The organism is Actinacidiphila sp. DG2A-62 (assembly GCF_035825295.1).
Lineage (GTDB): Bacteria > Actinomycetota > Actinomycetes > Streptomycetales > Streptomycetaceae > Actinacidiphila.
On sequence record NZ_JAYMGI010000002.1, the window covers coordinates 3,384,147 to 3,405,618 of the forward strand.

The 21,472-nt window shown below is 74.2% G+C and carries 18 protein-coding genes and 1 pseudogene; 5 read left to right on the top strand and 14 right to left on the bottom strand.

From position 1 onward, the window contains the following. Positions 1-162 precede the first annotated feature (162 nt). The 12 genes from VSR01_RS14780 to VSR01_RS14835 all read right to left on the bottom strand — a co-directional run bounded on the left by VSR01_RS14780 (position 163) and on the right by VSR01_RS14835 (position 11,386). Positions 163-3,237, bottom strand: a complete 3,075-nt coding sequence (locus tag VSR01_RS14780) for a BTAD domain-containing putative transcriptional regulator (RefSeq protein WP_326449674.1) — start codon at positions 3,235-3,237, stop codon at positions 163-165. A gap of 145 nt (positions 3,238-3,382) precedes the next feature. Next, positions 3,383-3,838, bottom strand: coding sequence for a pilus assembly protein TadG-related protein (locus VSR01_RS14785; RefSeq protein ID WP_326449675.1), 456 nt, complete (start codon positions 3,836-3,838; stop codon positions 3,383-3,385). Then, complete coding sequence (locus VSR01_RS14790) at positions 3,831-4,241, bottom strand: TadE/TadG family type IV pilus assembly protein (protein WP_326449676.1); 411 nt, start codon at positions 4,239-4,241, stop codon at positions 3,831-3,833. The genes VSR01_RS14785 and VSR01_RS14790 overlap by 8 nt, the downstream gene beginning before the upstream one ends. 83 nt (positions 4,242-4,324) lie before the next feature. After that, positions 4,325-4,804 carry a TadE family protein gene (locus VSR01_RS14795; RefSeq protein WP_326449677.1) on the bottom strand — a complete coding sequence of 160 codons (480 nt, stop codon included), beginning with the start codon at positions 4,802-4,804 and terminating at the stop codon, positions 4,325-4,327. 65 nt (positions 4,805-4,869) lie between these two features. After that, entirely contained in the window at positions 4,870-5,115 is a 246-nt protein-coding gene (locus VSR01_RS14800; protein WP_326449678.1) for a Flp family type IVb pilin, read from the bottom strand. Positions 5,116-5,168: 53 nt separating this feature from the next. Beyond that, positions 5,169-6,077, bottom strand: a complete 909-nt coding sequence (locus VSR01_RS14805; RefSeq protein ID WP_326449679.1) for a type II secretion system F family protein — start codon at positions 6,075-6,077, stop codon at positions 5,169-5,171. Continuing rightward, positions 6,074-7,210, bottom strand: a complete 1,137-nt coding sequence (locus tag VSR01_RS14810; RefSeq protein WP_326449680.1) for a type II secretion system F family protein — start codon at positions 7,208-7,210, stop codon at positions 6,074-6,076. The genes VSR01_RS14805 and VSR01_RS14810 overlap by 4 nt, the downstream gene beginning before the upstream one ends. Next, on the bottom strand, positions 7,210-8,517 hold the full coding sequence (locus tag VSR01_RS14815; protein ID WP_326449681.1) for a CpaF family protein: 1,308 nt from the start codon (positions 8,515-8,517) through the stop codon (positions 7,210-7,212). The genes VSR01_RS14810 and VSR01_RS14815 overlap by 1 nt, the downstream gene beginning before the upstream one ends. A gap of 49 nt (positions 8,518-8,566) precedes the next feature. Continuing rightward, positions 8,567-9,367: a hypothetical protein gene (locus tag VSR01_RS14820; protein ID WP_326449682.1), complete on the bottom strand. Its 801-nt coding sequence runs from the start codon at positions 9,365-9,367 to the stop codon at positions 8,567-8,569. A gap of 17 nt (positions 9,368-9,384) precedes the next feature. Then, positions 9,385-10,053: a hypothetical protein gene (locus VSR01_RS14825; protein ID WP_326449683.1), complete on the bottom strand. Its 669-nt coding sequence runs from the start codon at positions 10,051-10,053 to the stop codon at positions 9,385-9,387. A 787-nt stretch (positions 10,054-10,840) separates the two neighbouring features. Next, positions 10,841-11,107 carry a hypothetical protein gene (locus tag VSR01_RS14830; RefSeq protein ID WP_326454014.1) on the bottom strand — a complete coding sequence of 89 codons (267 nt, stop codon included), beginning with the start codon at positions 11,105-11,107 and terminating at the stop codon, positions 10,841-10,843. Positions 11,108-11,182: 75 nt separating this feature from the next. Beyond that, entirely contained in the window at positions 11,183-11,386 is a 204-nt protein-coding gene (locus VSR01_RS14835; protein ID WP_326454015.1) for a hypothetical protein, read from the bottom strand. Positions 11,387-11,822: 436 nt separating this feature from the next. Here VSR01_RS14835 and VSR01_RS14840 point away from each other — a divergent pair. Next, positions 11,823-15,111: pseudogene (locus VSR01_RS14840) on the top strand (FtsK/SpoIIIE domain-containing protein). An 80-nt stretch (positions 15,112-15,191) separates the two neighbouring features. On the opposite strand, the gene VSR01_RS14845 reads toward VSR01_RS14840, so the two are convergent. Next, complete coding sequence (locus tag VSR01_RS14845) at positions 15,192-15,674, bottom strand: hypothetical protein (protein ID WP_326449684.1); 483 nt, start codon at positions 15,672-15,674, stop codon at positions 15,192-15,194. 311 nt (positions 15,675-15,985) lie between these two features. On the opposite strand from VSR01_RS14845, the gene VSR01_RS14850 reads away from it, so the two are divergent. From VSR01_RS14850 to VSR01_RS14865, 4 genes are all read left to right on the top strand, one after another. Then, positions 15,986-16,279 (top strand): hypothetical protein, encoded by a 294-nt coding sequence (locus VSR01_RS14850; protein WP_326449685.1) that lies wholly within the window; start codon positions 15,986-15,988, stop codon positions 16,277-16,279. 5 nt (positions 16,280-16,284) lie between these two features. Beyond that, positions 16,285-17,628 carry a putative T7SS-secreted protein gene (locus VSR01_RS14855; protein ID WP_326449686.1) on the top strand — a complete coding sequence of 448 codons (1,344 nt, stop codon included), beginning with the start codon at positions 16,285-16,287 and terminating at the stop codon, positions 17,626-17,628. An 84-nt stretch (positions 17,629-17,712) separates the two neighbouring features. Then, a complete protein-coding gene (locus VSR01_RS14860) occupies positions 17,713-19,464 on the top strand; it encodes a hypothetical protein (protein WP_326449687.1) in 1,752 nt (583 codons plus the stop codon). Then, positions 19,461-20,258: a hypothetical protein gene (locus VSR01_RS14865; protein ID WP_326449688.1), complete on the top strand. Its 798-nt coding sequence runs from the start codon at positions 19,461-19,463 to the stop codon at positions 20,256-20,258. Before VSR01_RS14860 ends, VSR01_RS14865 begins: the two co-directional genes overlap by 4 nt. Here the strand turns inward: VSR01_RS14865 and VSR01_RS14870 are convergent. Then, a complete protein-coding gene (locus VSR01_RS14870) occupies positions 20,234-21,145 on the bottom strand; it encodes an alpha/beta fold hydrolase (RefSeq protein WP_326453667.1) in 912 nt (303 codons plus the stop codon). The two genes, VSR01_RS14865 and VSR01_RS14870, sit on opposite strands and share 25 nt — an antisense overlap. Positions 21,146-21,472 lie beyond the last annotated feature (327 nt).

The window sequence follows — 21,472 nt, forward strand, 5'->3', positions numbered from 1 at the left end:
GCCAGCCGATCGGGTCACACCCGACCGTCACGCTGACGGTCCGTCAGTCCCGTCCTGCCACGGACGTTCGCAAGGCACCGGACGCCCCGCGGGCCGGCGGTTCGGCCTCGCCGACCGGCGCTTGAGGCCCCGGAGACCCGACAACCCCCGGGCCGCCCGGCCTCAGTTCGCGATCTCCCCCCGCCACTGCGGCAGCAGCTCGTCCAGCAGCGCCTCCACCCGCGGCGGCAGGCCGCGCGCCGCGCCGCTCACCGCGTTGCTGCGGGCGATCAGCGACTGCGCCGCCGCGTCCAGGCGGCCGGGGTCGCCGGTGGCGTGGGTGGCGCGCAGCAGCTCCAGCCAGAGCCGCTCGTCGTTCGGCGCGACGCTCATGCCGGTCTCGATCGCGGCGACCGCCGCCTTCGGCTTGCCCGCGTCCAGGTGCAGCGCGCTCAGCGCCAGGGCGATCTCGGCGACCAGCACCGGGTGTTGGGCGTCGACGATCTCGTGGCTCAGCCAGCCGTAGCGGCCGGCCGCGCGGTCGACGAGCAGCGGGCCGCGGGCCAGCGAGAGCGCGTCGGTGAGCAGCCGGCGACGCGCGGTGGGGTCGGAGGCGGCGGCGCCCTCGGTGGCCTCGTGGTGCAGCGTCTGCAGCACGTCCCAGTCGGAGACCACGGAGGTGGCCAGCACGATCCGCCCGGTGTCGTCGAAGGACAGCCGGGCCGCGCCGCCGGGGTCGGTGCCGAGCCAGTCGCGCAGCCGCTCGACCAGCGCGTCCCGCACGTCCTCGGTGACGCCGCGCGGCCACAGCGCGGAGGCCAGCACCCGCGGGTGGACGCCCTCGCGGTGCAGCAGGAGCAGTGCGAGCGCCTCGTGCATCAGCGCGCCGCGCTCGGCGGCCGGCGCGTCGACGCCGATGACCTCGAACGGGCCGAGCAGCCGCGCGTACACGCCGGGGCGGCCCTGGTCGGACAGGTCGACCAGGAACGGCGGCGCGTCGGGGCCCGGCCCGTCCTCGCCGCCGGCCTCGGCGAACAGCCGCAGGACCGCCTGGTACTGGGCGGCGGGCAGCGTCTGCGCCTCCAGATCGAGGCCCAGCAGCGGCGCCAACAAGCGCCCGGCGGGGGTCACTTCGAGCTCCCAGGCGGCGCCCGGCAGGTCGGAGCGGCCGGAGGCGACGAGGTAGCCGATGCCGAGGCGGCCCGCGTCGGCGGCCAGTTCGGCGAGCCGCTCGGCCTCTTCCTCGGTGGGCTCGGCGGCCAGCAGCACCAGGTGCGGCGCCCACTGGGTGTGCTGGGTGTGGCCGGTGCGGCCGGTCAGCACGCTGTCCTGGCCGGCGCTGCGCAGCGCGCCGGAGCGCTGCGCGGTCTCGGCGGACATGATCTCGATGACCTCGGGGACGTCGGCGAGATGCCGGATGCGGGCGGGCGCCAGCGCGGTGAGGTCCTCGGCGAACCCGACCAGGGTGACCGTCATCCGGTCCGACCAGCCGTTGGTCGCCAGCTCCGCCGCCACCGAGGCGAGCACCGCGTCCCGGTCGGCTTTCGCGCCCGACAGCGAGACGATCCCGGGCACCGCTTCGAGGTTGAGCAGCAGCCGCGCGCCGTCCAGCGTGCCGAGCCCGACCAGGCCGGGGTAGGGGGCCGCGGCCGACAGGTCGTCGTCGCCGGCCAGGTCGGTGCGAGTGAGCTGCCAGAAGGTCTGGTCCTGGCCGACTTCCCAGGGCGCCGGCGGCTGGCCCTCGGGCCAGGCGAGTTGCAGGTGCAGCGCCTCGTCGGTGAGCCAGGCGGCGTAGACGGTGGGGAGCTTGCGGCCCTCGGCGGCCAGCCGCGCGGACAGCGAGCGCAGCGCGCGGTCCAGGAACGCGACGGTCTGCGGGTCGGCGCCGACCCGCAGCGCGTCCGCGGCGTCGGCCTCCGGCCCGGTCGGGGTGCGGGGGGTGCGCAGGCCGCCCGCGGTGACCGACTGCCACAGCGCGGTGCGGCGCCGGCGGCCGAGCGCGGCGAGCAGCCCCGCGGCCAGCAGCGGCGCGCCGATCAGCGCCTCGGACAGGTCGAAGCCGTGGCCGCCGAGCCCGGACATCACGGCGCTGACCGCGGAGCCGCCGTGGTCGGCGTGGGCGGCGTGGGCGCCCTGATCGGCGCGGTCGGCGTGGTCGGCGCGGCCCGCCTGCGCCTGGTCCGCTCCGGCGTGCGCCGCCGCGGCCTGCCCGCTCGTCGCCTGCCCGGCCTCGGTGGTGACGCCGGCGTGCTGACCGCCGCCTCCGCCGCCGCCCGCGCCCGTACCGCCGCCGCCCGCGCCGCCCTGCTCGGCGGCCGGCGTCTGCGTCGCGGCGTGCGCGCCCTCGGCGACGGTGTCCTTCGCGCCGCCGTGCTGCGCGTAGTGCTCGATGTCGGGCGCGGTGTGCGGCGCGGCAGCGGGCATCTCGACGAGGTCGCCGCCGTACGCGTCGCCGGGCATCTCCATCACCCAGCCGGGCCGGATCAAGCTGGCCTGCGACAGCCGCGAGCCGTCGGGCTGCACGCGGTCCTTGTTGAGCTCGTAGATCTCCTTGTAGCGGCGGCCGTCGCCGAGGTGGCGCTGGGCGATCTCCCACAGCGAGTCGTGGTGCCGGCCCTCGGGGGGCTGGATGCGGTAGAACTTCGTGTCCTTGGCGGCGTCGGCCGCCGTCCCCTGGCCCGCCGCGGCGCCCTGCCGGCCGGCCTGCTGGTGCGGCACGGCGGACGCGGGCCGCAGGTGCTGCTGGCCGGGCGTCTGCTGGGCGGTCACCGCCGGACCCTGCCGGCCCTGGTGCTCGATCTGGTGGTGCTGGCCGAGCTGCCCGATGCCGGGGATCAGTCCGGAGGCGCTGACGCCGACGAGCAGCAGCGCCGCGACCAGTTGGCGCGCGAGCAGCTGGCTGGGCCCGGAGCCCGGCACCCGGTGCGGCATGCCGACGCCGGAGACCGCGGCCTTGGCCTCCACCAGCACGCACGCGGTGAACTGCGCCCAGGCCAGCCAGACCACCACGGCGAGCGTGTTGACGAACGTCTCGGAGGTGATCGGCTGCTGGATCAGGTCGGAGTCGAGGTGGTGCGGGAACGGCGACCCGATGAAGTACAGCAGCGCGCCGGGAACGCCGACGACGAGCACCAGCAGCGCGAGGAACGCGCCGAAGGCCCGGACGATGTCGCCGAAGGTACGCCGGCGGCGCGGCGGTCGGGCCGCGGCCCCAGCCTGCTGTGCGCGGGTACGGTCCGTGGCGGTCGTGCGTGCCATGGCTGCTTCCTCTGTTTCTCTGCTTTCGCTGCGGGTCTCGGGCTCGGTCTTCGGTACGGGTCCGCGGGTCGGGTGTCGGGTGTCGGGCGTCGGGTCTCGGGCGTCGGGTGTCGGGCAATCGGGGTCGTGCGTACGGTTCCGGCGGTCAGTCGCCGCTGAGGTTGGTCGCGGACGCGGTGGCCTTGGCGGTGAAGTCCTTGTCGAACAGGAAGGCGCTGAGCATCGCGTGGTAGGTCACCTGGACGTGCACGGTGACCTCCTGGGCGTTGGGGTCGTCGCAGCCGGAGGCGCTGACGTCCCCGGTGGACAGTCCGGCGGTCTGAAGATAACGCCGGACGTCGCCGGTGCAGTTCTGGAAGTTGATGGGCGCGGTGTCCTCGGTGCCGGTGGCGTTGCGCAGCGCCTCGACGTCGATGTCCTGCGCGGCGTAGCGGGCCGCCTGTTCGGCCAGGTCGGCGGCGCGCTCGCGCTTGGAGATGGCCATGCCGCCGTCCACCACCAGAGCGGCCAGCGCCAGGAAGAGCACCGCGAAGATCAGCACGGCGATCGCGCCGGAGCCCCGCTCGTCCACGGCGTCGGTCCGCCTCCGCCCCTCAGCCACCGGTCAGCCTCCGATACGGGTCGAGCGGCGAGGAGAACGTCCCGCGCATGGTGGTCTTCGGCCCGAAGCCGACCGAGCGCAGGCCGCGCACCTCGCAGCTGACCTGCACGGCGAAGATGCCCTGCTGGGGCGTCCAGCGGGTGCCGTCGAACGTCACGTCGACGTCGTCGCCTATGCAGATGCCCTTGAGCTCGTCGGCGACCGCGTTCCTGGCCTGGCTCTCGGCGGTGCCCAGGTCGCCCTGGAGCGAGCCGGACCTGGCCGCGTCGCGGGCCGCGCCGTCCAGCGAGCTGCGGGCGTCGACCATCTGGCCCAGGCCCACCAGCACCATGATGAACAGCACCAGCAGCGGCGCGAGGATCACCACCTCGATGGTGGCGATGCCCGCGTCGCGGTCCGTCACGGCCCCGCGGCCCCGGGCGGGTACGGACCGCGCGCCCGCGCCGTCGCGTACGGCCGCACGCGGCGTCGTCCGGGCTCCCCGCGTCACGGCGCACCGTCCGGGACGAAGCGCTCGACCGGTGAGGTGGACACCGCGGTCACGTGCAGGCCGAGCCACGGGACGACCGAGGGGACGGAACCGGTGACCGTCATCGTCACGACGTTGCCGTCCACCGTGGGCACGGCGCTCGGCGAGTCCAGCATCCCGCCGCCGAGCTGGTGGATGTACCAGTCGGCCTTGGCCCTCGCCTGGTCCTGCCAGTCCGAGCTGACCTGCTCCTGCTCCGCGCCCTTGCGCGCGCCCGCGCGGGCCGCCGCCACCGCGATGTGGTCGGCGAAGTAGTACATGGCGAACTGGACCGTGACGAAGACGATCATGAAGAACAGCGGGGTGAGGAACACGAACTCGATCGCGCTCATGCCCCGGTCGTCCAGCGCGCGGGCGCGCCTGCCCACGCCGCTGTCGCCGTGGACGGCGTCCAGCCGACGGCGTACGGCGCGGCGAAGCGCGTGGTGAGTTCTCATCCCCGTTGTCTTCCGTGTGGTGCGGCGCCCGGGCCGCGCGTGACGCGACCGGCCCTAGGCAGCGCTCAGCACTTGCTGGTGTCGGCCTTGTCGATGCACGTCTGGACCTTGTCGGTCTTGGTCTGCACGGCCTGGCTGATCGCGTAGCCGACGCCGGCCACCAGCGCGGCGACGATCGCCGAGATGATGACCCACTCGACGGCCGAGGCGCCGCGGCTGCGGCCGTCCCGTGAACGCGCTTGGCCGAAGCGCCGCTTGACGAAGGAGGCGACCGAATGGGTCACCTTCCGGAAGCTGTTGGTTCCGTCCATGGTCCAGGTCCTTTCGAGACTGACGAAGCGGGTGGTGCGGTGGCGGGGCTTGCTCACGCAGCTTGGAACACGCGCATGGCCGCGGGGAACAGGAGAAAGACGAGGAAGCCCGCGCACAGCAGGAGCTGGGCGACGAGCATGGACTGCGAGTTCTCGCCGGCCTTGCCCTCGATCTCGGCGAGTTCGCGGTGCCGCATGGTCTCGGCGCGCGAGGCCAGCGACTCGCGGACCTTGGCGCCGTCGTCGGCGACCAGGCCCAGGGTGACCGACAGGTCGGTCAGTTCCTCGATGCCGAGTTCGGCGCCGAGCCGGCCGAGCGCCACCCACTGGGTGGTGCCGGTGATCCGCGCGTCGGACAGGCAGTTGCGGATGCGCAGCAGCGCCCAGCCGTCGCTGACCTCGGCGGCGGCCATCAGCGCCTCGGGCAGACCGCGCCCGCCGGCCAGGTTCATCGACACCAGGTCGAGATAGGCGCCGATGACGCGGCGCAGGTCCTTGCGCTTCTTGGCCGCGTCGCGCCGCACCTCCAGGTCGGGCAGGAAGAAGAAGACGATGGCGAACAGCAGCGCGAGCCACACCGGGATGATCGGGTTGAGTCCCAGGCCCAGTTCCAGCACCGCGGCGAACACGAACGGCCCGAAGACCAGGCCGAACGCCGACAGCATGACCTTGGTCGCCAGGAAGCTCTCCCAGCTGCGGTCGAGCACCGCCAGGTCGGAGCGCAGCGAGCGCAGCTCCCAGCCCTGTTCGAGGTAGAAGAGGGCGACGCGGTGGCCGATCCGGCCGCGCAGGTCGGTCGGCCGCGGCTCGGGGCCGCCGGCCGGTCCCGCCGCGCGCATCGCGTCGATCTCGGCGACCCGCGCGGCGGCGCTGCGGCGGCTCGGCGACAGCGCGCGGATCAGCGCGAAGACGCCGAGTCCGACGAGTGCTCCCAGCAGGCAGCTCAGCAGGATCGTGCTCACCGCGGCCTCCCGTCCTGCGTCGGCACGGCGCCTTGGGCGGCGCCGGGCGGCTGGTGCCCTGGTGCGTAGGGGCCGGCCGGGCCTGCCTGGCCGACGGCGCCCGCGTGGCCGACGGCGCCCGCGCGGCCGGGCACGTTCGCGTGGCCCGCGTGACCGGGCGCGGCCTGCGGGCCGGCCTGCGCTCCGTAGACGCCGGCCTGGGCGCCCGCGGAGGCTCCCGGCGGTACGAACCGGCCGGGCACGGCGTGCTGGTCGCCGGCCCGTTCCGGGGCGTGCACCAGGAACCGGTCCGGCGTCTCCACCTTGGACAGGCTGCGCAGCCACCAGAACCCGGCGCCGAACAGCGCGCACACCACGGCCAGCACCAACTGGCCGAGCAGCGTGCCGTAGGGCTCGACGAAGCTGCGGTTGAAGATGGCCAGCGCGAGAATCACCACGACCGACACGACGACGACGATCTGCACGCTGCGCCGGGTGCTGGCGCGTTCGGCCATCACGCGCTGGCGCATGTCGACCTCCTCGCGGGCGGACTTGGCGAGCGCGCCGAGCACCTCGCGCAGGCCGGGGCCGCGCAGCCGGGCGTTGAGGATGAGCGCGGCGATGATGATGTCGGCCGACGCGTCGTCGATCTCGTCCGCCAGGTGCTGGAGCGCCTCGGGCAGCGGGGTGCGGGCGCGCAGCCGGTCCACCAGGGAGTCCAGGTGGCCGCGGAGCGCGGGGGCCGCGGCGCGGGCCGAGGCGGGTATGGCCTGCTCCAGGCCGACGGCGCCGGCGATGGTGTCGCGCAGCGACTCCGTCCAGCCGGCCAGGGCCTCGACGCGCTTCATCGCCGCGCGCTCCTCGGCGGCGCCGCCGAACAGCCGGTCCCAGACGAAGACCAGGACCGCGGTGGCCACGCCCAGCACCGCCCAGCGGGTCAGGCCGAGCACCGCCAGGCCCACGATGACGGCGATCGAGCCGCGCTGGGACAGGAAGCGGATCAGGTCCGAGGCGCGCTCGGCGGTGGTCTCGCCGGCCTGCGGCGGTTTGGGCGCCCAGCCGCGCATGGCGACGACGAACAGCGCGACGCCGCCGCCCGCCAGGGCGCCGGCCAGCAGTCCGTAGAGCACCGACAGGGAGAAGACTCCGGTCATCACCGCCACACCCCCGTGGGCTGGTAGCCGTTGGCGAGCAGTTCGTCGAGGCAGGCGATGGGGGCGTGCGGCATGGCGACGCCCTCCCTGCCCTCGGCGAAGACCTCGCTGGAAAGGACCCGGCCGTCCACGCCGTTGACCTCGCGGATGGAGGTGACGACGCGGCGCAGGGTGCCGCCGCGCTGGAAGTCGTTGCGCCGCTGGACGAAGACGACGAAGTCGATCGCGCCGGCCACCAGCATCTGGGACGCCTCGACGGGCAGCCGCTCCTGCGCCTGGAGGGCGTAGGTGGAGATGCGGTTGAACACCTCGGAGGAGCTGTTGGCGTGGATCGTGGACAGCGAGCCGTCGTTGCCCTGGGACATCGCGTTGAGCATGGTGACGATCTCGTCGCCGAGCACCTCGCCGACGATGACCCGGGAGGGGTTCATGCGCAGCGAGCGGCGGACGAGTTCGGCCATGGAGATGGCGCCCAGGCCCTCGGAGTTGGGCAGCCGCTCCTCGAACGCCACCACGTTGGGGTGGAGTTCGGGGAACTGGTCGAGGCCCAGCTCCAGGGCGCGTTCGACGGTGATGAGCCGCTCGTGCGGCGGGATGACGTTGGCCAGCGCGCGCAGCAGCGTGGTCTTGCCGGCGTTGGTGGCGCCCGCGATCATGATGTTCTTCCTGGCCAGCACGGCCGCGGACAGGAAGGAGCCGATCTCGGGGGTCAGCGTGTAGTTGCCGACGAGGTCGGCGAGGAACACCTTGCCGAGGCGGGCGCGGCGGATGGACAGCGCGGGCCTGCGGGTGACGTCCATGACCGCGGAGAGCCGGGAGCCGTCGGGCAGCCGCAGGTCCAGCTGCGGGTTGGCGGTGTCGAAGGGGCGCGAGGACAGGCCGGAGTAGGCGCCCAGCACCTGGATCAGCTCGACGAGTTCCTCGTCGGAGTCCGCGACCGCCTCGCCCTGCACCTCGCGGCCGTCGGCGTAGCCGATGAAGACCTGGTCGCAGCCGTTGATGTCGATGTTCTCGACCTCGGGGTCGTCCAGCAGCGGCTGCAGCCGGCCGACGCCGAAGAGCGCGGCGTGCACCGCGGCGGCGTACGCCTCCTCGGCCTGCGCGTCCGGCGGGGTGCGGCCGATGGAGATCTCGGCGCGGGCGTACTCCTCCAGGATCTGGGCGATGATGGCGCGCGCGAAGTGCCGCTCGTCCTCGGCCGACATGGCGAGGCGGCCCTCGACCTGGTCGGTGCGGCGCTGTTCGGCGATGCGGTCGCCGGCCTCCTGGCGGAAGCGCTTGACGAGCTGGTGGTCGACGTCGCTCATCGCCGATCGCCGCCGCTCGGGCGTGCGGCCCCCCGCCGCGGCCGACCGCTCATCGGAAGACTCCGTAGCGCTGCGGGACGTCGGCGGCGACCTGGCGGGCGGAGCGGATCAGCAGGGACTTGTCGAGGCGGCCGCGGCGGCGGCCGTTGAGGGTCTCGGCGCCCGCGGTGTCCATGGCCAGGGTGCCGACCACCCGGGCGGAGATCTGCGAGGCCACCAGCATCTCGTTGACCTGCGCGGCGATGCGGGCGCTCGATCCGGCGTCGGCGATCAGCAGCACGCCGATCGGCGGGAAGCCGAGGGTGGCCGCGCCGCGCTGGGAGCCGTGCAGTTTGGCGGAGAGCGCGCCGGCCCGGTCGCGGACCCTGGCCAGGTGCTCGGGCTCGGTGCGGGAGACCAGCAGCACCAGGGCGGCGTGCGGGAAGAGGTCGAGGATGGCCGAGTCGGGGCCGATCCGGCCGCAGTCGGCGATGACGTCGGCGGCGCCGTTGGGCGACTCGGCGAGGGTGGCGAAGGCGCTGCCCAGGATGTTCCACAGGCCGGCGATGCCGGCGGCCTGCTCGGCGCTGCCGAGGCCGACCAGGACGTCGAGGCCGCCGGCCAGCGGCTGGGCGTGGTCCCACAACTGCTCGGCGGCCAGGCCGTGCCGGGCGGTCGCGGCGAGCGAGAGCATCCCGGAGTTGGGGTTGAGCACGCCGCCGTGCGCGCCGACCGCGCGGTAGACGAGGTCGCCGCCGGACGGGTCGGCCTCGGCGAGCAGCACCCGCCGGGGCCACACCGCGGCCAGCGCGACCGCGGTGGTGCTGACGCCGGGCGACCCCTTGTCGGCGGCGATAGCGATCAGTGCCATGTCGTGTCGCCGCTCGCTCAGTTCTTGCCGGACGGGACGACGACCAGCGCGACGCCGCCGTTGGACGCGGCGTAGGCCAGGGCGCCGGCGACCGTGGAGTCGGCGACGACGGAGACGGTGGTGTCGCCGCTCGCGCCCTGGCTGTCGGAGCCGCCGGCCAGTGTCTTGACGACCAGGCTGCTGCTGATCGGGGTGCCGGTGGCGGCGCTGTCGGCGCCGGACTTGCCGGTGTCGCTGCCGACGGCGAAGGCGGCGACGGTGTCGCCGACCTTGAGGTCGGTGGGGTACTGCCCCTCCTTCAGGGACAGTCCGACCAGCGACTTGCCCGCGGGCAGGCCGACCTGGTTCTTGGTGATCATGGAGGTGACCAGGACCGAGCCGCGGGTGAGATCGGTGGCCGCCCGGTAATGGGCGGTCAGGTCGCCGCGCTGGGCCCAGGTGACGAAGTCCACGCCGGTGTTCTCGGAGACCTCGACCTCGCGCAGCGCGGAGGACGGGATGGGCGCTCCGGCCGGCACCGGCTCGGCGATCTCCACCACGGACACCTTGTTGCCGGCGCGCATCACGACGACCGTGGCGCCGAGCGCGCCGACCAGGATGAGCAGGACGGCCAGCGCGGCGAGCGCGGGCTTGCGCTCGCGCGGCGCGGACGGCAGTCGGTCTCCGCCTACCGGCGCGCCGTGCACCGGTGCAGGAACGGACTGGCGGCTCCGGCCGCCGCCCGCAGCGGATCGTTCCCTGGTCTTCACGTCACTGCCCCCGTCGAGCCGGCGTGTGTGCGATATGGCGTCTGTGGATCGGCCGCGTGGTGAGGTCCGCCGCACTCCGGTCCGGCGACGGCCCCGCGGGCCGGTGTCAAGTCACCGCACGCTATCAGCGCCTTACAAACACCCTCAAGGCGCATTGCGTGACAACCGACTCACAGCCCTGCAACAGAACGGAACGACCTTTCGCTGACATGCCCACTTCGAGGCTGCCCGGTCAGGACGCCCGGTCCCACCCCTTTTGCGCGGTCCGGCTCCGTACCACTGTCCCACCGCTCACCGGGCCCGTGTCCAGCCCCGATTCCGGCCTGTGGACAAACATGTGCAGGTTGTCCACAGGCATCGCACCTGCCGTCCCGCGAGCCGTCCCGAGCGGTTATCGTCCTTGGACAGAACGTGGAAGAACGTGGACGGAACACAGCAGGTACCGGGGGAACGAGGACGCCGTGCGCTTGTCGTTGACCGTGGTCGACCCGCTCGGCGGGGACCGCGCCGATGTGGTGGTGGACACCGAGCCCGCCTCGACCGTGGCCGACGTCGCACGCGAGTTGGGCCGCACGGTCGGCGGCGGCGGCGCGGAGATCATCTCGATCGCCGGCGGCACCGCCCGCACGCCGGGCGCGCCCGCGGTCTACGTGGACGGGTACGCGGTCGACCCCGGCTGGTCGGTGGCCCAGTCGCCGCTGCGCGAGGGCGCGGTGGTCAGCCTCTACGACCCGGCGGGCTGCCTGCCCGGCGAGCCGGCCGGCGTGGTCGAGGTGCGGGTGGCCGGCGGTCCCGACGCGGGCGCGGTGCACCGTCTGGGCATCGGCCGGGTGGAGATCGGCCGCGGGCCGGCCGCCCGCATCCGCATCGACGACTCCGAACTGGCCGACCGCGCCGCGGTGCTGACGGTCGGCATGGGCGGCACCTGCCAGGTGACGATCGGCGGCGAGACGAGGGAGTGGCCGCTGGGCGACCAGCTGGCCCTGGGCAACAGCCTGCTGGAGCTGGGCCCCTACGTCCCGCCGAACGCCGCGCTGCACCCGGGCGAGGACGGCGCCACCTACGACTACAACCGGCCGCCGCGGCTGACGCCGCCGGAGCGCACCACCCACTTCCGGCTGCCCAGCCCGCCGCGCGAGCCCAACGCCCGCCCGCTGCCCTGGCTGATGGCGCTCATGCCGCTGGTCATGGCGGTGACCATGGCGTTCATGATGCACCGGATGATGTATCTGGTCATGGCGGTGGTCAGCCCGGTGGTGATGGTCGGCAACTACTTCATGGACCGCAAGAACGGCCGCAAGTCCTTCGCCAAGACCGTCGCGGAGTACCGCGAGCGCAAGGAGGCCATCGAGCGCGACGCGCGGACAGCGCTGGACCTGGAGCGCAAGGACCGCGCGGCCGCCTCGCCCGACCCGGCCACCGTGCTCAACACCGCGACGGGACCGCGCACCCGGCTGTGGGAGCGCCGCCGCGGCGACGCCGACCACCTGCTGCTGCGGGTGGGCACCGCCAAGCTGCCGTCCGAGGTCGTCCTGGACGACCCGGAGCAGGAGGAGCACCGCCGCAAGGTCACCTGGGAGATCGACGACGCACCGGTGGCGGTGGAGCTGCGCCGCCTCGGGGTGATCGGCTTCGCCGCGCCGGGCGAGGACGCGCGGGCGATGGGCCGCTGGGCGGTCGCCCAGATGGCCGCGCTCAGCAGCCCGATGGACGTGCAGTTCTACGTGCTCACCGAGCAGTCGGGCCGGGACAGCTGGGACTGGGTGCGGTGGCTGCCGCACTCGCGGCCGACGGACGGCCAGGACGCGGTCGCCCTGATGGGCACCGACGCCGAGACGGTCGCCGCGCGCATCGCCGAGCTGGGCTCGATCCTCGACGGCCGGCAGAAGGCCAAGCAGAAGGCGGGCAGCGCCGCCAACCACGCGGCGTTCTTCAAGGACCCGGACATCGTGGTGGTCCTGGACGGCTCGCGCCGGCTGCGCGCGATGCCCGGCGTGGTGCAGCTGCTGCGCGAGGGGCCCGGCGTCGGGATCTTCTCGATCTGCCTGGACTCCGAGGAGCGCTTCCTGCCCGGCGAGTGCCAGGCCGTGGCGAGCGCGGAGTTCGAGGCCGCGGCCGAGCCCGCGCAGGTGTCCTCGGTGCCCGGCCCGCGCGGCGGCGCGGCCCCCCAGGGCGGCTTCCCCTCGCTCAACGCCTGGTACACCGGCGCCCAGCAGACCCAGACGGTGGCCGCCGAGCCCGCGCCCGGCGCGTTCCGGCTGCGGGTGGAGCAGGCGGGCGCGGCCCGCATCCGCAAGGTCCGCCCTGACCTGGTGTCGGCCGCCTGGTGCGCCCGGCTGGCCCGCTGCCTGTCCCCGATCCGCGACATCAGCGGCGACGCGGAGGACTCGGCGATCCCCGGCTCCAGCCGGCTGCTCGACGTGCTGGAGCTGGAGCCGCCGACCGCCGACGCGATCGCCGCGCGCTGGCGGCTGAGCCCGATCTCCACCCAGGCCGTGGTCGGCGAGTCCTACGACGGCCCGTTCGCCATCGACATCCGCAAGGACGGCCCGCACGGCCTGATCGCCGGCACCACCGGTTCCGGCAAGTCGGAGCTGCTGCAGACCATCGTCGCCTCGCTCGCGGTGGCCAACACCCCCGAGGCGATGACCTTCGTCCTGGTCGACTACAAGGGCGGCTCGGCGTTCAAGGACTGCGTCCAGCTGCCGCACACCGTCGGCATGGTCACCGACCTCGACGCCCACCTGGTGGAGCGCGCGCTGGAGTCGCTCGGCGCGGAGCTGAAGCGGCGCGAGCACATCCTGGCCGAGGCCGGCGCCAAGGACATCGAGGACTACACCGACCTGATGCGGCGGCAGGGCGGCCTGACGCCCATGCCCCGGCTGCTGATCGTCATCGACGAGTTCGCCTCGATGGTCCGCGAACTGCCGGACTTCGTCACCGGCCTGGTGAACATCGCCCAGCGCGGCCGTTCGCTGGGCATCCACCTGATCCTGGCCACCCAGCGCCCCAGCGGCGTGGTCTCGCCCGAGATCCGCGCCAACACCAACCTGCGCATCGCGCTGCGCGTCACCGACGGCAGCGAGTCCTCCGACGTCATCGACGCGCCGGACGCGGGCACCATCTCCAAGTCCACGCCCGGCCGCGCCTATGTGCGTCTCGGCGCGACGTCGCTGGTGCCCTTCCAGTCCGGCCGGGTCGGCGGCCGGCGCCCCGGCGCGGTGCAGAACACCACGGTGGCGCCGTGGGTGGGCGTGGTGGAGTGGGCCCAACTGGGCCGCAGCGCACCGCGCCAGGCCTGGCGCGACGACCGAAGAGGACGAGATCACCGACCTGAAAGTGCTGGTCGAGGCGATCTGCGCGGCCAACGAACGGCTCGGCATCCCGGCCCAGCACAGCCCCTGGCTGCCGGCGCTGCCCGATTCGCTGCGGCTGGACGAGGTGCCGGTGCCGGCCGCGGCCGGCGCGCTGCCGCCGGCCCCCTACGGCGTGGAGGACCTGCCGGCGCTCCAGGCGCGGCGGCCGGTCGCCATCGACTTCCACAGCTTCGGGCACCTGCTGGCCGCGGGTGCGCCGCGCTCGGGCCGCTCGCAGCTGCTGCGGACCGTCGCCGGCTCGCTGGCCCGCACCCTGTCCACCGCCGACCTGCACCTGTACGGCATCGACTGCGGCAACGGCGCGCTGAACGCGCTGACGAAGCTGCCGCACTGCGGCGCGGTGGTCGGCCGTTCCCAGACCGAGCGGGCGATCCGGCTGATCGGCCGGCTCAAGGCGGAGCTGACCCGCCGCCAGGAGCTGCTGGCCGCCGACGGCTTCGCCGACATCGGCGAGCAGCGCGCCGCCGCGGCCACCGAGGAGGAGCGGCTGCCGCACATCGTGATCCTGCTGGACCGCTGGGAGGGCTGGACGCCCTCGCTGGGCGAGCTGGACCACGGCGCGCTGACCGACGAGCTGTTCACGTTCCTGCGCGAGGGCGCGTCCGTCGGCATCCACCTGATCATCACCGGCGACCGGACGCTGATGGCCGGCCGCATCGCCACCCTGACCGAGGACAAGATCGCCTTCCGGCTGGCCGACCGCTCGGACTTCTCGCTGATCTCGATCAACCCGCGCAAGGTGCCCGAGGAGATCCAGCCCGGCCGCGCCTACCGCGCGGAGTCCGGGATCGAGACGCAGGTCGCGCTGCTGGAGGGCGAGAGCACCGGCCAGGGCCAGGCCGCCGCGCTCACCGCGATCGGCGCCGCGGCCACCGAGCGGGACGCGGGCCTGCCGCGCTCCCGGCGGCCGTTCCGGGTGGACGTGCTGCCCTCCCGGCTGGCGTTCGCCGACGCGTGGGAGATGCGCGACACCGACGCGGCGCGGCGCCCGCTGTGGGCGCTGGTCGGCGTCGGCGGCGACGAGCTGACCGGCTACGGGCCCGACCTGTCCGACGGGCTGCCGGCGTTCGTCATCGGCGGCCCCGGCAAGTCCGGCCGCTCGACGCTTCTGCTGACCCTGGCGCGCAGCTACCAGCGGCAGGGCGTCAAGCTGGTGATCGCCGCGCCGCGCCCGTCGCCGCTGCGCGAACTGGGCGGCGACGAAGGGGTGCTGCGGCTGTTCACCGACAGCGACATACCCGCGGCAGACCTCACCGAGGCGCTGGAGGAGGCCGCGGGCGGCCCGGTGGTGGTGCTGGTCGACGACGCGGAGCTGCTGAAGGACTGCGAGGCGCGGGACGTGCTGCGGGGGATCATCGCGCGCGGCTCCGACCAGGGCAGGGCCGTGGTGATCGCCGGCGGCGAGGAGGACATCTGCACCGGGTTCTCCGGCTGGCAGGTCGACGCCAAGAAGGCCCGCCGCGGCGTGCTGCTCTCGCCGCAGCAGACCATGAGCGGCGAGCTGATCGGCACCCGGCTGTCGCGCAGCAGCGTCGGCGGCCAGGTCACGCCCGGCCGGGCGCTGCTGCACCTCGGTGACGGCGAGCCCAGGACGGTGACCGTGCCGCTGACGGTCTGAAGGCCGCGGGCCGGTCGGATGCCGGGCAGCAGCCGGTCAGTTGCCCGACAGCTGCTGGTCAGTTGCCGGTCGGTTGCCGGTCAGTTGCTGGGCAGGCCGGTGCGGGAGAAGGTGTCGGTCGGGCCGTCGGTCCACTGGACCGTCAGCGTCCTGCCGTCGGCGGCGAGCGTCCCGTGCCCGGTGGTGCGCTCCTTGCTGCCGTCCATGCAGGTGAGGTTGAGCCCGAGGCCGCCGTGCTCGGTGTAAGTGCCGCCGCACAGGCTGGTGCTGGTCAGACCCGCCTTGCCCTGGCCGAGAACGAGTTGCACCTTGGTGCCGCCGGCGGTGGCCAGCCAGACGCCCTGGACGCTGTGGTCGCCGGCGGCGGAACCGTCGGACGGGCTGTCGGTGGGCGTGCCGGTCGGGCCGTCCGTGGCGGTGGCGGCCGTCGAACCGGACGGCGTGGGCGGGGTGGTGGCGGGTCCGCTGCCGGTGACGCTCGCGGTCGGCGTCTTGTCGGCGTCACTGTGCCCGCCGCCGCTGCCGCATCCGCTCAGCGCCAGCCCCGCGGCCACCGCCAGCACGGCGACGCCCGCGCCAGGTCCGGGCGGTCGGGTGCGCCGAACGGGCCGGAAAGTGGTGTCCGAACCCGTACGCGTTCGACGTCGACTGCGCATCTGTACTCCCCCATGTGGCGACAAGGATTCAGCGGTCCGCAAGCTACCAGCAGGTCGCGCGGGGGCGCGCCGGATGAATGGGGGTGGAACGCAAGCGTCGCAGGACCGTGACGCGCGGCCCGGTGATCAGGTCCGAACCGGCCAATAGAGTGGGGGGCGCACGGCTCCGCCGACGGCAGGCGGACATTCGGGAGATGCCGGGAAAGGGTAGATTTTTCATGGGGGACCTGCAGATCAGCGGAACGGTGCTGGGCGACCTGCGCCGGACGTTCTCGACGATCGCCGACCGGATGGACACGGTCAGCCGGGCGATGGGCAATGCCAACGGCGAATCGGTCGGCGCACCGAAACTCATCGACGACGTCCACGACTTCGCCGACGACTGGCATTACGGAATAGGGCAGATAGGCAAGCACGCCGACGACGCGGTCCACATGATCGACCAGATAGGCAAGACCTTCGACGACGCGGACCTGCAACTGGCGAACTCGCTGAAGACCGGGAAGAAGTGACGGCGATGACGCGCAGCTTCCCGCATCTGGGTTTCGACCCCACCCCCGGTGACGTCGAGCGCACCCGCGCCCTGGCCCGCCAACTCGGCGACCTGCACGGCGACCTCACCACCACGGTCGGCGAACTCGACCGCATCGACTGCGGCGCCTGGAAGGGCGAGGCGGCCAAGGCGTTCGTCGCGCACATCGACGACGATGTCACCCCGCTGATCAAGAAGGCCCACGATTCCTTCGGCCGTGCCTCCGACGCCCTCGGCCGCTGGGCCGAGCAGCTGCGCGGCTTCCAGGACGAGGCCGACGCCCTCGAACGCGAGGCCGCCACCAAGCAGAGCGCGCTCGACCACGCCAAGACCGCCGCTGGCGTCACCACCGACCACACCGCGCCGCACCCGCGGCCCGAGGCCTCGCCGGACCCCGACCCGCAGGCCGCCGCGGACGCCAAGAAGAAGCAGCAGGCCGTCACCGACGCCTCCGCGGCCCTCGACGGCGTCCACCGCCGCGCCGACGAGCTCCACCACCGCTTCACCGACGCCGCCAAGGCCATCAGCCACGACCTCGACAAGGCCGGCGACATCGCCCCCGACAAGCCGGGCTTGTTCAGCCGCATCGTCCACGGCGTGGAGAGCGCGTGGAACGACACCGTCCAGTGGGTCAAGGACCACGCCGACCTGATCAAGCTCATCGGCGACCTGCTCAGCGACCTCAGCGGCCTGCTCGGCGTCCTGGCGATCATCACCGCCCCCTTCGAGCCGCTGGGCGCGATCTTCGCCACCGCCGCGGTGATCACCAGCGCCGCCGCGCTGGTCACGCATCTGGTGGCCAAACTGGCGGGGGCAGACGTGAGCTGGCTGAGCATCGGCTTCGACGCGCTGGGCGCGATCCCGGGCATCGGCGCGTTCGCCAAGGGCGCCAAGGTCGCCGACGGCGCGGTCGCCGCGGGCCGGGCCGCCGAACTCGGCGAGGGATTCCGCGGGGTCACCACCATCGGCCGCAACTTCGTGAGCAAAGCGGGCGATCTGGTCGCCGGCGGGAAGCAGGTCACCCTCTTCAACAAGGTGACACTGGAATTCGGCGGCTTGAAGGCGGCGGGCAAGGTCATATCCGACGGAAAATTCATCAACCGCGCCCAACTGGTGTCGGAACAGCTTTACCACGGCGGCCAGATCCTCGGCACGAAGGGCATCAACGCCCTCACCAAGGGCCGGGTCGCGATCGACGCGATGAGCAATGCCGGGCGGGCGATCGACGCGGGCCTGAAACTCGCGCCGAAGCTCTACTCCATTCCGCAGCACATCGGCGACGCCGTGCACCTGGGCGACCGTTTCAACCAGGCCGCGACCTCCCACTGAGCCCCCGACGAGACCTCGTCCGAGGCCCCGCCGAACCTCCCACCGACCCACGACCGAGCGACGAGCCAGCGAAGGGCGACACGAATGGACTGGTACCCGGACCCGGACGAGACCGTCCTGGCGCGCACGCCGATCCGGTTCGCCACCGGGTACGCACACCCGGTGGCCGGATCGCGCTGGTTCCGCGACACCGAACGCCGCGACATCCAGGCCGAGTTGCCCGGCTGGCCCGCCGGCCCCGCGTACACCCTGCACTCGCCGAGGCAGCAGAAGACGGACAAGGTCGCCGGGGGCTTCCTCAGCGGCGTGGTCACCGCCGTGCAACTGGCCGTGGAGGCGGTGGTCGGCGGCAACTCCGCGGGCGCGAGCGACGGCCCGCCGCGTTCCCGGCCGGCCGACCCGCCGAACGAGTCCGAGGACTTCCCGGTGATGTGGGCCGCGCCCGGCACGCTGGCCCGCACGGTGCCCTGGCAGCTGGACCCCGCGCGGCGCCCCGACCGCTACCGCGTCGACGCCGTGGTCACCGAGCGCCGGCTGCTCGTGCTCGGCGCCGGCCCCGACGTGACCGCGCCCGCCGAAGTGCTCTGGCAGTGCCCGCGCGAGGCCGTCGCCGAGGCGCGGTCGCTGCCGTTCAGCGAGCGCGGCCACGACCTGCGGCTCACCTTCGCCGACGGCTCCTGGGTACGGCTGGCGACCGGTGACGCGGTCAAGCTGGTCGGCCTCCTGACCGAGCGCCGGCGCGCGGTGCAACAGGGCGAGTTGACCCCCGGCCAGCGGGAGCGGCTGGAGCGCTTCGGCGCCGAGCTGCCGGCGGACGCCGAGCCGCCGCAGGTCTTCCGGTTGCCCAGCGGGGCCTTCCTGGTCGAGGCCCGGGTCCCGGCGAAGGCCGGCAAGGGCCTGTTCGAGACCCACACCATCGTGATGGGCGAGGCCGGCGAGCCGGCCCGCCCCAACCCGGCGATCTGTGAGCGAACCACCATGACCACCCCGCACGACACCGTCCCCCGCGCGGCATCCGAGGCCGCGCCCGGCACGCCCGGCGCCGCCTCACCGGACGCCGCGACCGACACGACCGGCGCGACCGCCGCGCCGGACACGGCCGACACGCCCGGCGCCGCCCGCGAGGAGACGCTGCAGGCCGTCGACCTGCCCGACATCCCCCCGCTGAGCTTCGTCGTCCCCGAGTCCTTCCACGCCCTGCCGATCGCCGCCACCGAGGAGGAACGCGCGGCGCTGGCCCGGGAGTTCGTCCGCGAGCTGTACCCGAACGGGGACGACGCGCTGTGGACGCCCGCCGCGCCCTACTACGCCGCGCTCGGCGAGAGCATGGGCGACCAGGGCCTGGCCTACTCCGCGCTGGGCCTGTTCGCCATCGACGAGGGCGTGGCCCACTGCTCGTTCACCGTCGCCGCGGTGGCCTCCGACCACCCTTCGGCGGAGGTCGCCGCGCTGGGCATCCGCGAGATCCTGGCCCGCGACGAGACCAACGACGTGCGCTGGCTCGACCTGCCCTGCGGCCCGGCCGTCTCCTGCGTGACGCTGCGCCGGTTCACCATCGGCGCCGAGCTGACCTCGACCGGCGAGGAGGCCACGCTGACCATGGGCCAGGTGCAGGTCTACGTGCCCTTCCCCACCGGTCCCTTCACCGCCGTCTTCACCATGGACACCGCGGCCGTCGACTACTGGGGCGAGTTCAGCGAGATGACGACGGCGGTCCTGCGCAGCATCACCTTCCCCGACCCCGCGGCGGCCCCCGCCGCCACGGCGACCACGGCGGCCACGGCGGCCACCGGCAGCGCGGACCCGGCCGGCTCCCCCGACCCCGCGGTCCGATGAGCGCCCCGCCGCCCGCCGCGCCGGAGCCGACCGCCCCGGACCCGCGCGGCCCGGACCCCGCCGGCGCCCCGCCGCGGCCCCGCGGCTTCGCCCGGGTGTGGGAGGCCGGGCGGATCGGCGCCCCCACCCGCGGCGCGGCCTGGGCGCGCTGCGCGGTCACCGTGCTGGTCACCGCGGTCGCCACGGCCGGCGTCTCGGCGGGCTGGGCGCACGCGACCTACGCGGGGGCGTTCGCGGTCGCCGGGGTGGCCGTGGTGGTGCTTGCGGCGACGGTCACGCTGCTGCTCACGGTGTACTGGCTGCACGGTTCGCTCGGTCAGGTCATGGCGGCCTTCTTCCTGGTGGTGTTCTGCATGATCGCCGGCGGCTTCGCGCTGTCCGGCGCGGTCTTCGCGGCGCGCGGCGAGGTGTCCCACGGGGTGATCGCCTCGTACACCGAGCGCACCACCCTGCGCACCACCTGGGACGCCTGCCGGGTGCGGCTGGACGACGGCTCCGAGGTGGGCCGGGAGATCCGCTGCGGCCGGCCGCACGTCGGCGAGCGGGTCACCGTCACGCAGGACCCGTCCGGGCTGGCCGCGCCGGCCTTCGGCGACCGCACCTGCGGCTCCCCGGCGCTCCCGGCGGTCGTCGGCGGCGCCTTCCTGCTGCTCGTGGCGGTCCTCGTGCGGGCCACCGCGACCGGGGAGCGGCACCGGCTGGCCGGGACGCCGAGCCCGGCCGAGGGCCCGAATCCGGGCTACTACCCGCGCCGGCTGGCCTCCCCCGACTACGGTTCGCGCCGCGCGGCCTGAGCGGGCGCGGGCAGCACCCGGTCGAGGAAGTCCTCGACGGCGGCGCAGAACGCCTCCGGCCGGTCCCACGGCAGCAGGTGGCCGGCGTCGGCGATCTCGGCGTAGTGGCCGCGCGGCAGCACCCGGACCATCTCCTGCGCCTCGGCGCGGCCCAGTTCGCCGGCCGGTCCGCGCACCACCAGGGCGGGGCAGCCGACCCGCGCCAGCTCGTCCCAGTGCGCGTCGCGTATCCAGGGGTCGCGCGAGGCCAGCAGGTGGCGCGGGGAGTACACCGGCCGCCAGCCGTCCTCCCGCTCCTCCATGACCTCGGCGAAGAAGTCGCCCCTGACCGCCCTGGCCTCCGGCGGCCCCTCCGCCCAGGGGTCCTGCGCAGCGAACCAGCGCCGTGCGTCGCCGAGCGAGGCGAACGGCACCGGCCAGCCGGCGAGCCAGTCCTCCCACTCCCGCCGCCCGGACTCGCCGACCGCCGAGGCCCGCATGTCGCAGATCACCAGCGCCGCGGCCAGGTCCGGCCGCCGCACCGCGCACTGCCAGCCGGTGAGCGCGCCCATGGCGTGGCCGACCAGGACCGCGGGGCCCAGCCCCAACTGCTCGACCGCGGCGACGGCGTCCGCGGCGTACGCCTCCGGGTCGTACGGCCCCTCGGGCTTGTCGCTGCGGCCGTGCCCACGCTGGTCGAGGGCGAGCACCCGGAACCTCGCGGACAGCCGCCGGGCGACGGGCGCCCAGTGCGAGGCACGGCCGAGCAGGCCGTGCAGCAGGAGCACGGCGGGGCGGTCGTCCCCGGCCGCGCGCCCGCCCTCCCGCACGCCCGGGTCCGCCGCGGCGAACTCCCAGGCCACGAGCCGCACGCCGCCCGCGCCCCGCACCTCGAAACGCCCGATCACCACCCGCACCTCCCTTCCGCTTCGAGATTCCGCTTGCGTCCGTTTCCGTTCACGCACCACGCTATCGAACTTTTATTCGAACAGACCGGCGGCGCGACCAACACCGCTCGTTCGAGTGACGGCGCTCAAGGATTGGCGACCGCGGCCGAGGGGAGGACTTCTGCGGGACGCGGCGCGAAGGGGAAGCGGGTCGCGGGGAGGTGCTCGGGAAGCTCGGGGTCCCGGGCGCTCCGCGGGGGCATCAGGGGAGGGGCATCGGGAGGGGAAGGCCCCGGCGCCGCGAGGCGGCGCCGGGGCCTGTGCAGGGTGCGGGTCGGTGCACGTGCA

Bases quoted from the DNA above. Each gene is read 5' to 3' on its own strand.
- VSR01_RS14780 (WP_326449674.1), bottom strand. From the start codon at position 3,237: ATGGCACGCACGACCGCCACGGACCGTACCCGCGCACAGCAGGCTGGG.
- VSR01_RS14795 (WP_326449677.1), bottom strand. From the start codon at position 4,804: ATGAGAACTCACCACGCGCTTCGCCGCGCCGTACGCCGTCGGCTGGAC.
- VSR01_RS14800 (WP_326449678.1), bottom strand. From the start codon at position 5,115: ATGGACGGAACCAACAGCTTCCGGAAGGTGACCCATTCGGTCGCCTCC.
- VSR01_RS14810 (WP_326449680.1), bottom strand. From the start codon at position 7,210: ATGACCGGAGTCTTCTCCCTGTCGGTGCTCTACGGACTGCTGGCCGGC.
- VSR01_RS14815 (WP_326449681.1), bottom strand. From the start codon at position 8,517: ATGAGCGACGTCGACCACCAGCTCGTCAAGCGCTTCCGCCAGGAGGCC.
- VSR01_RS14820 (WP_326449682.1), bottom strand. From the start codon at position 9,367: ATGGCACTGATCGCTATCGCCGCCGACAAGGGGTCGCCCGGCGTCAGC.
- VSR01_RS14850 (WP_326449685.1), top strand. From the start codon at position 15,986: ATGGGGGACCTGCAGATCAGCGGAACGGTGCTGGGCGACCTGCGCCGG.
- VSR01_RS14855 (WP_326449686.1), top strand. From the start codon at position 16,285: ATGACGCGCAGCTTCCCGCATCTGGGTTTCGACCCCACCCCCGGTGAC.
- VSR01_RS14860 (WP_326449687.1), top strand. From the start codon at position 17,713: ATGGACTGGTACCCGGACCCGGACGAGACCGTCCTGGCGCGCACGCCG.
- VSR01_RS14865 (WP_326449688.1), top strand. From the start codon at position 19,461: ATGAGCGCCCCGCCGCCCGCCGCGCCGGAGCCGACCGCCCCGGACCCG.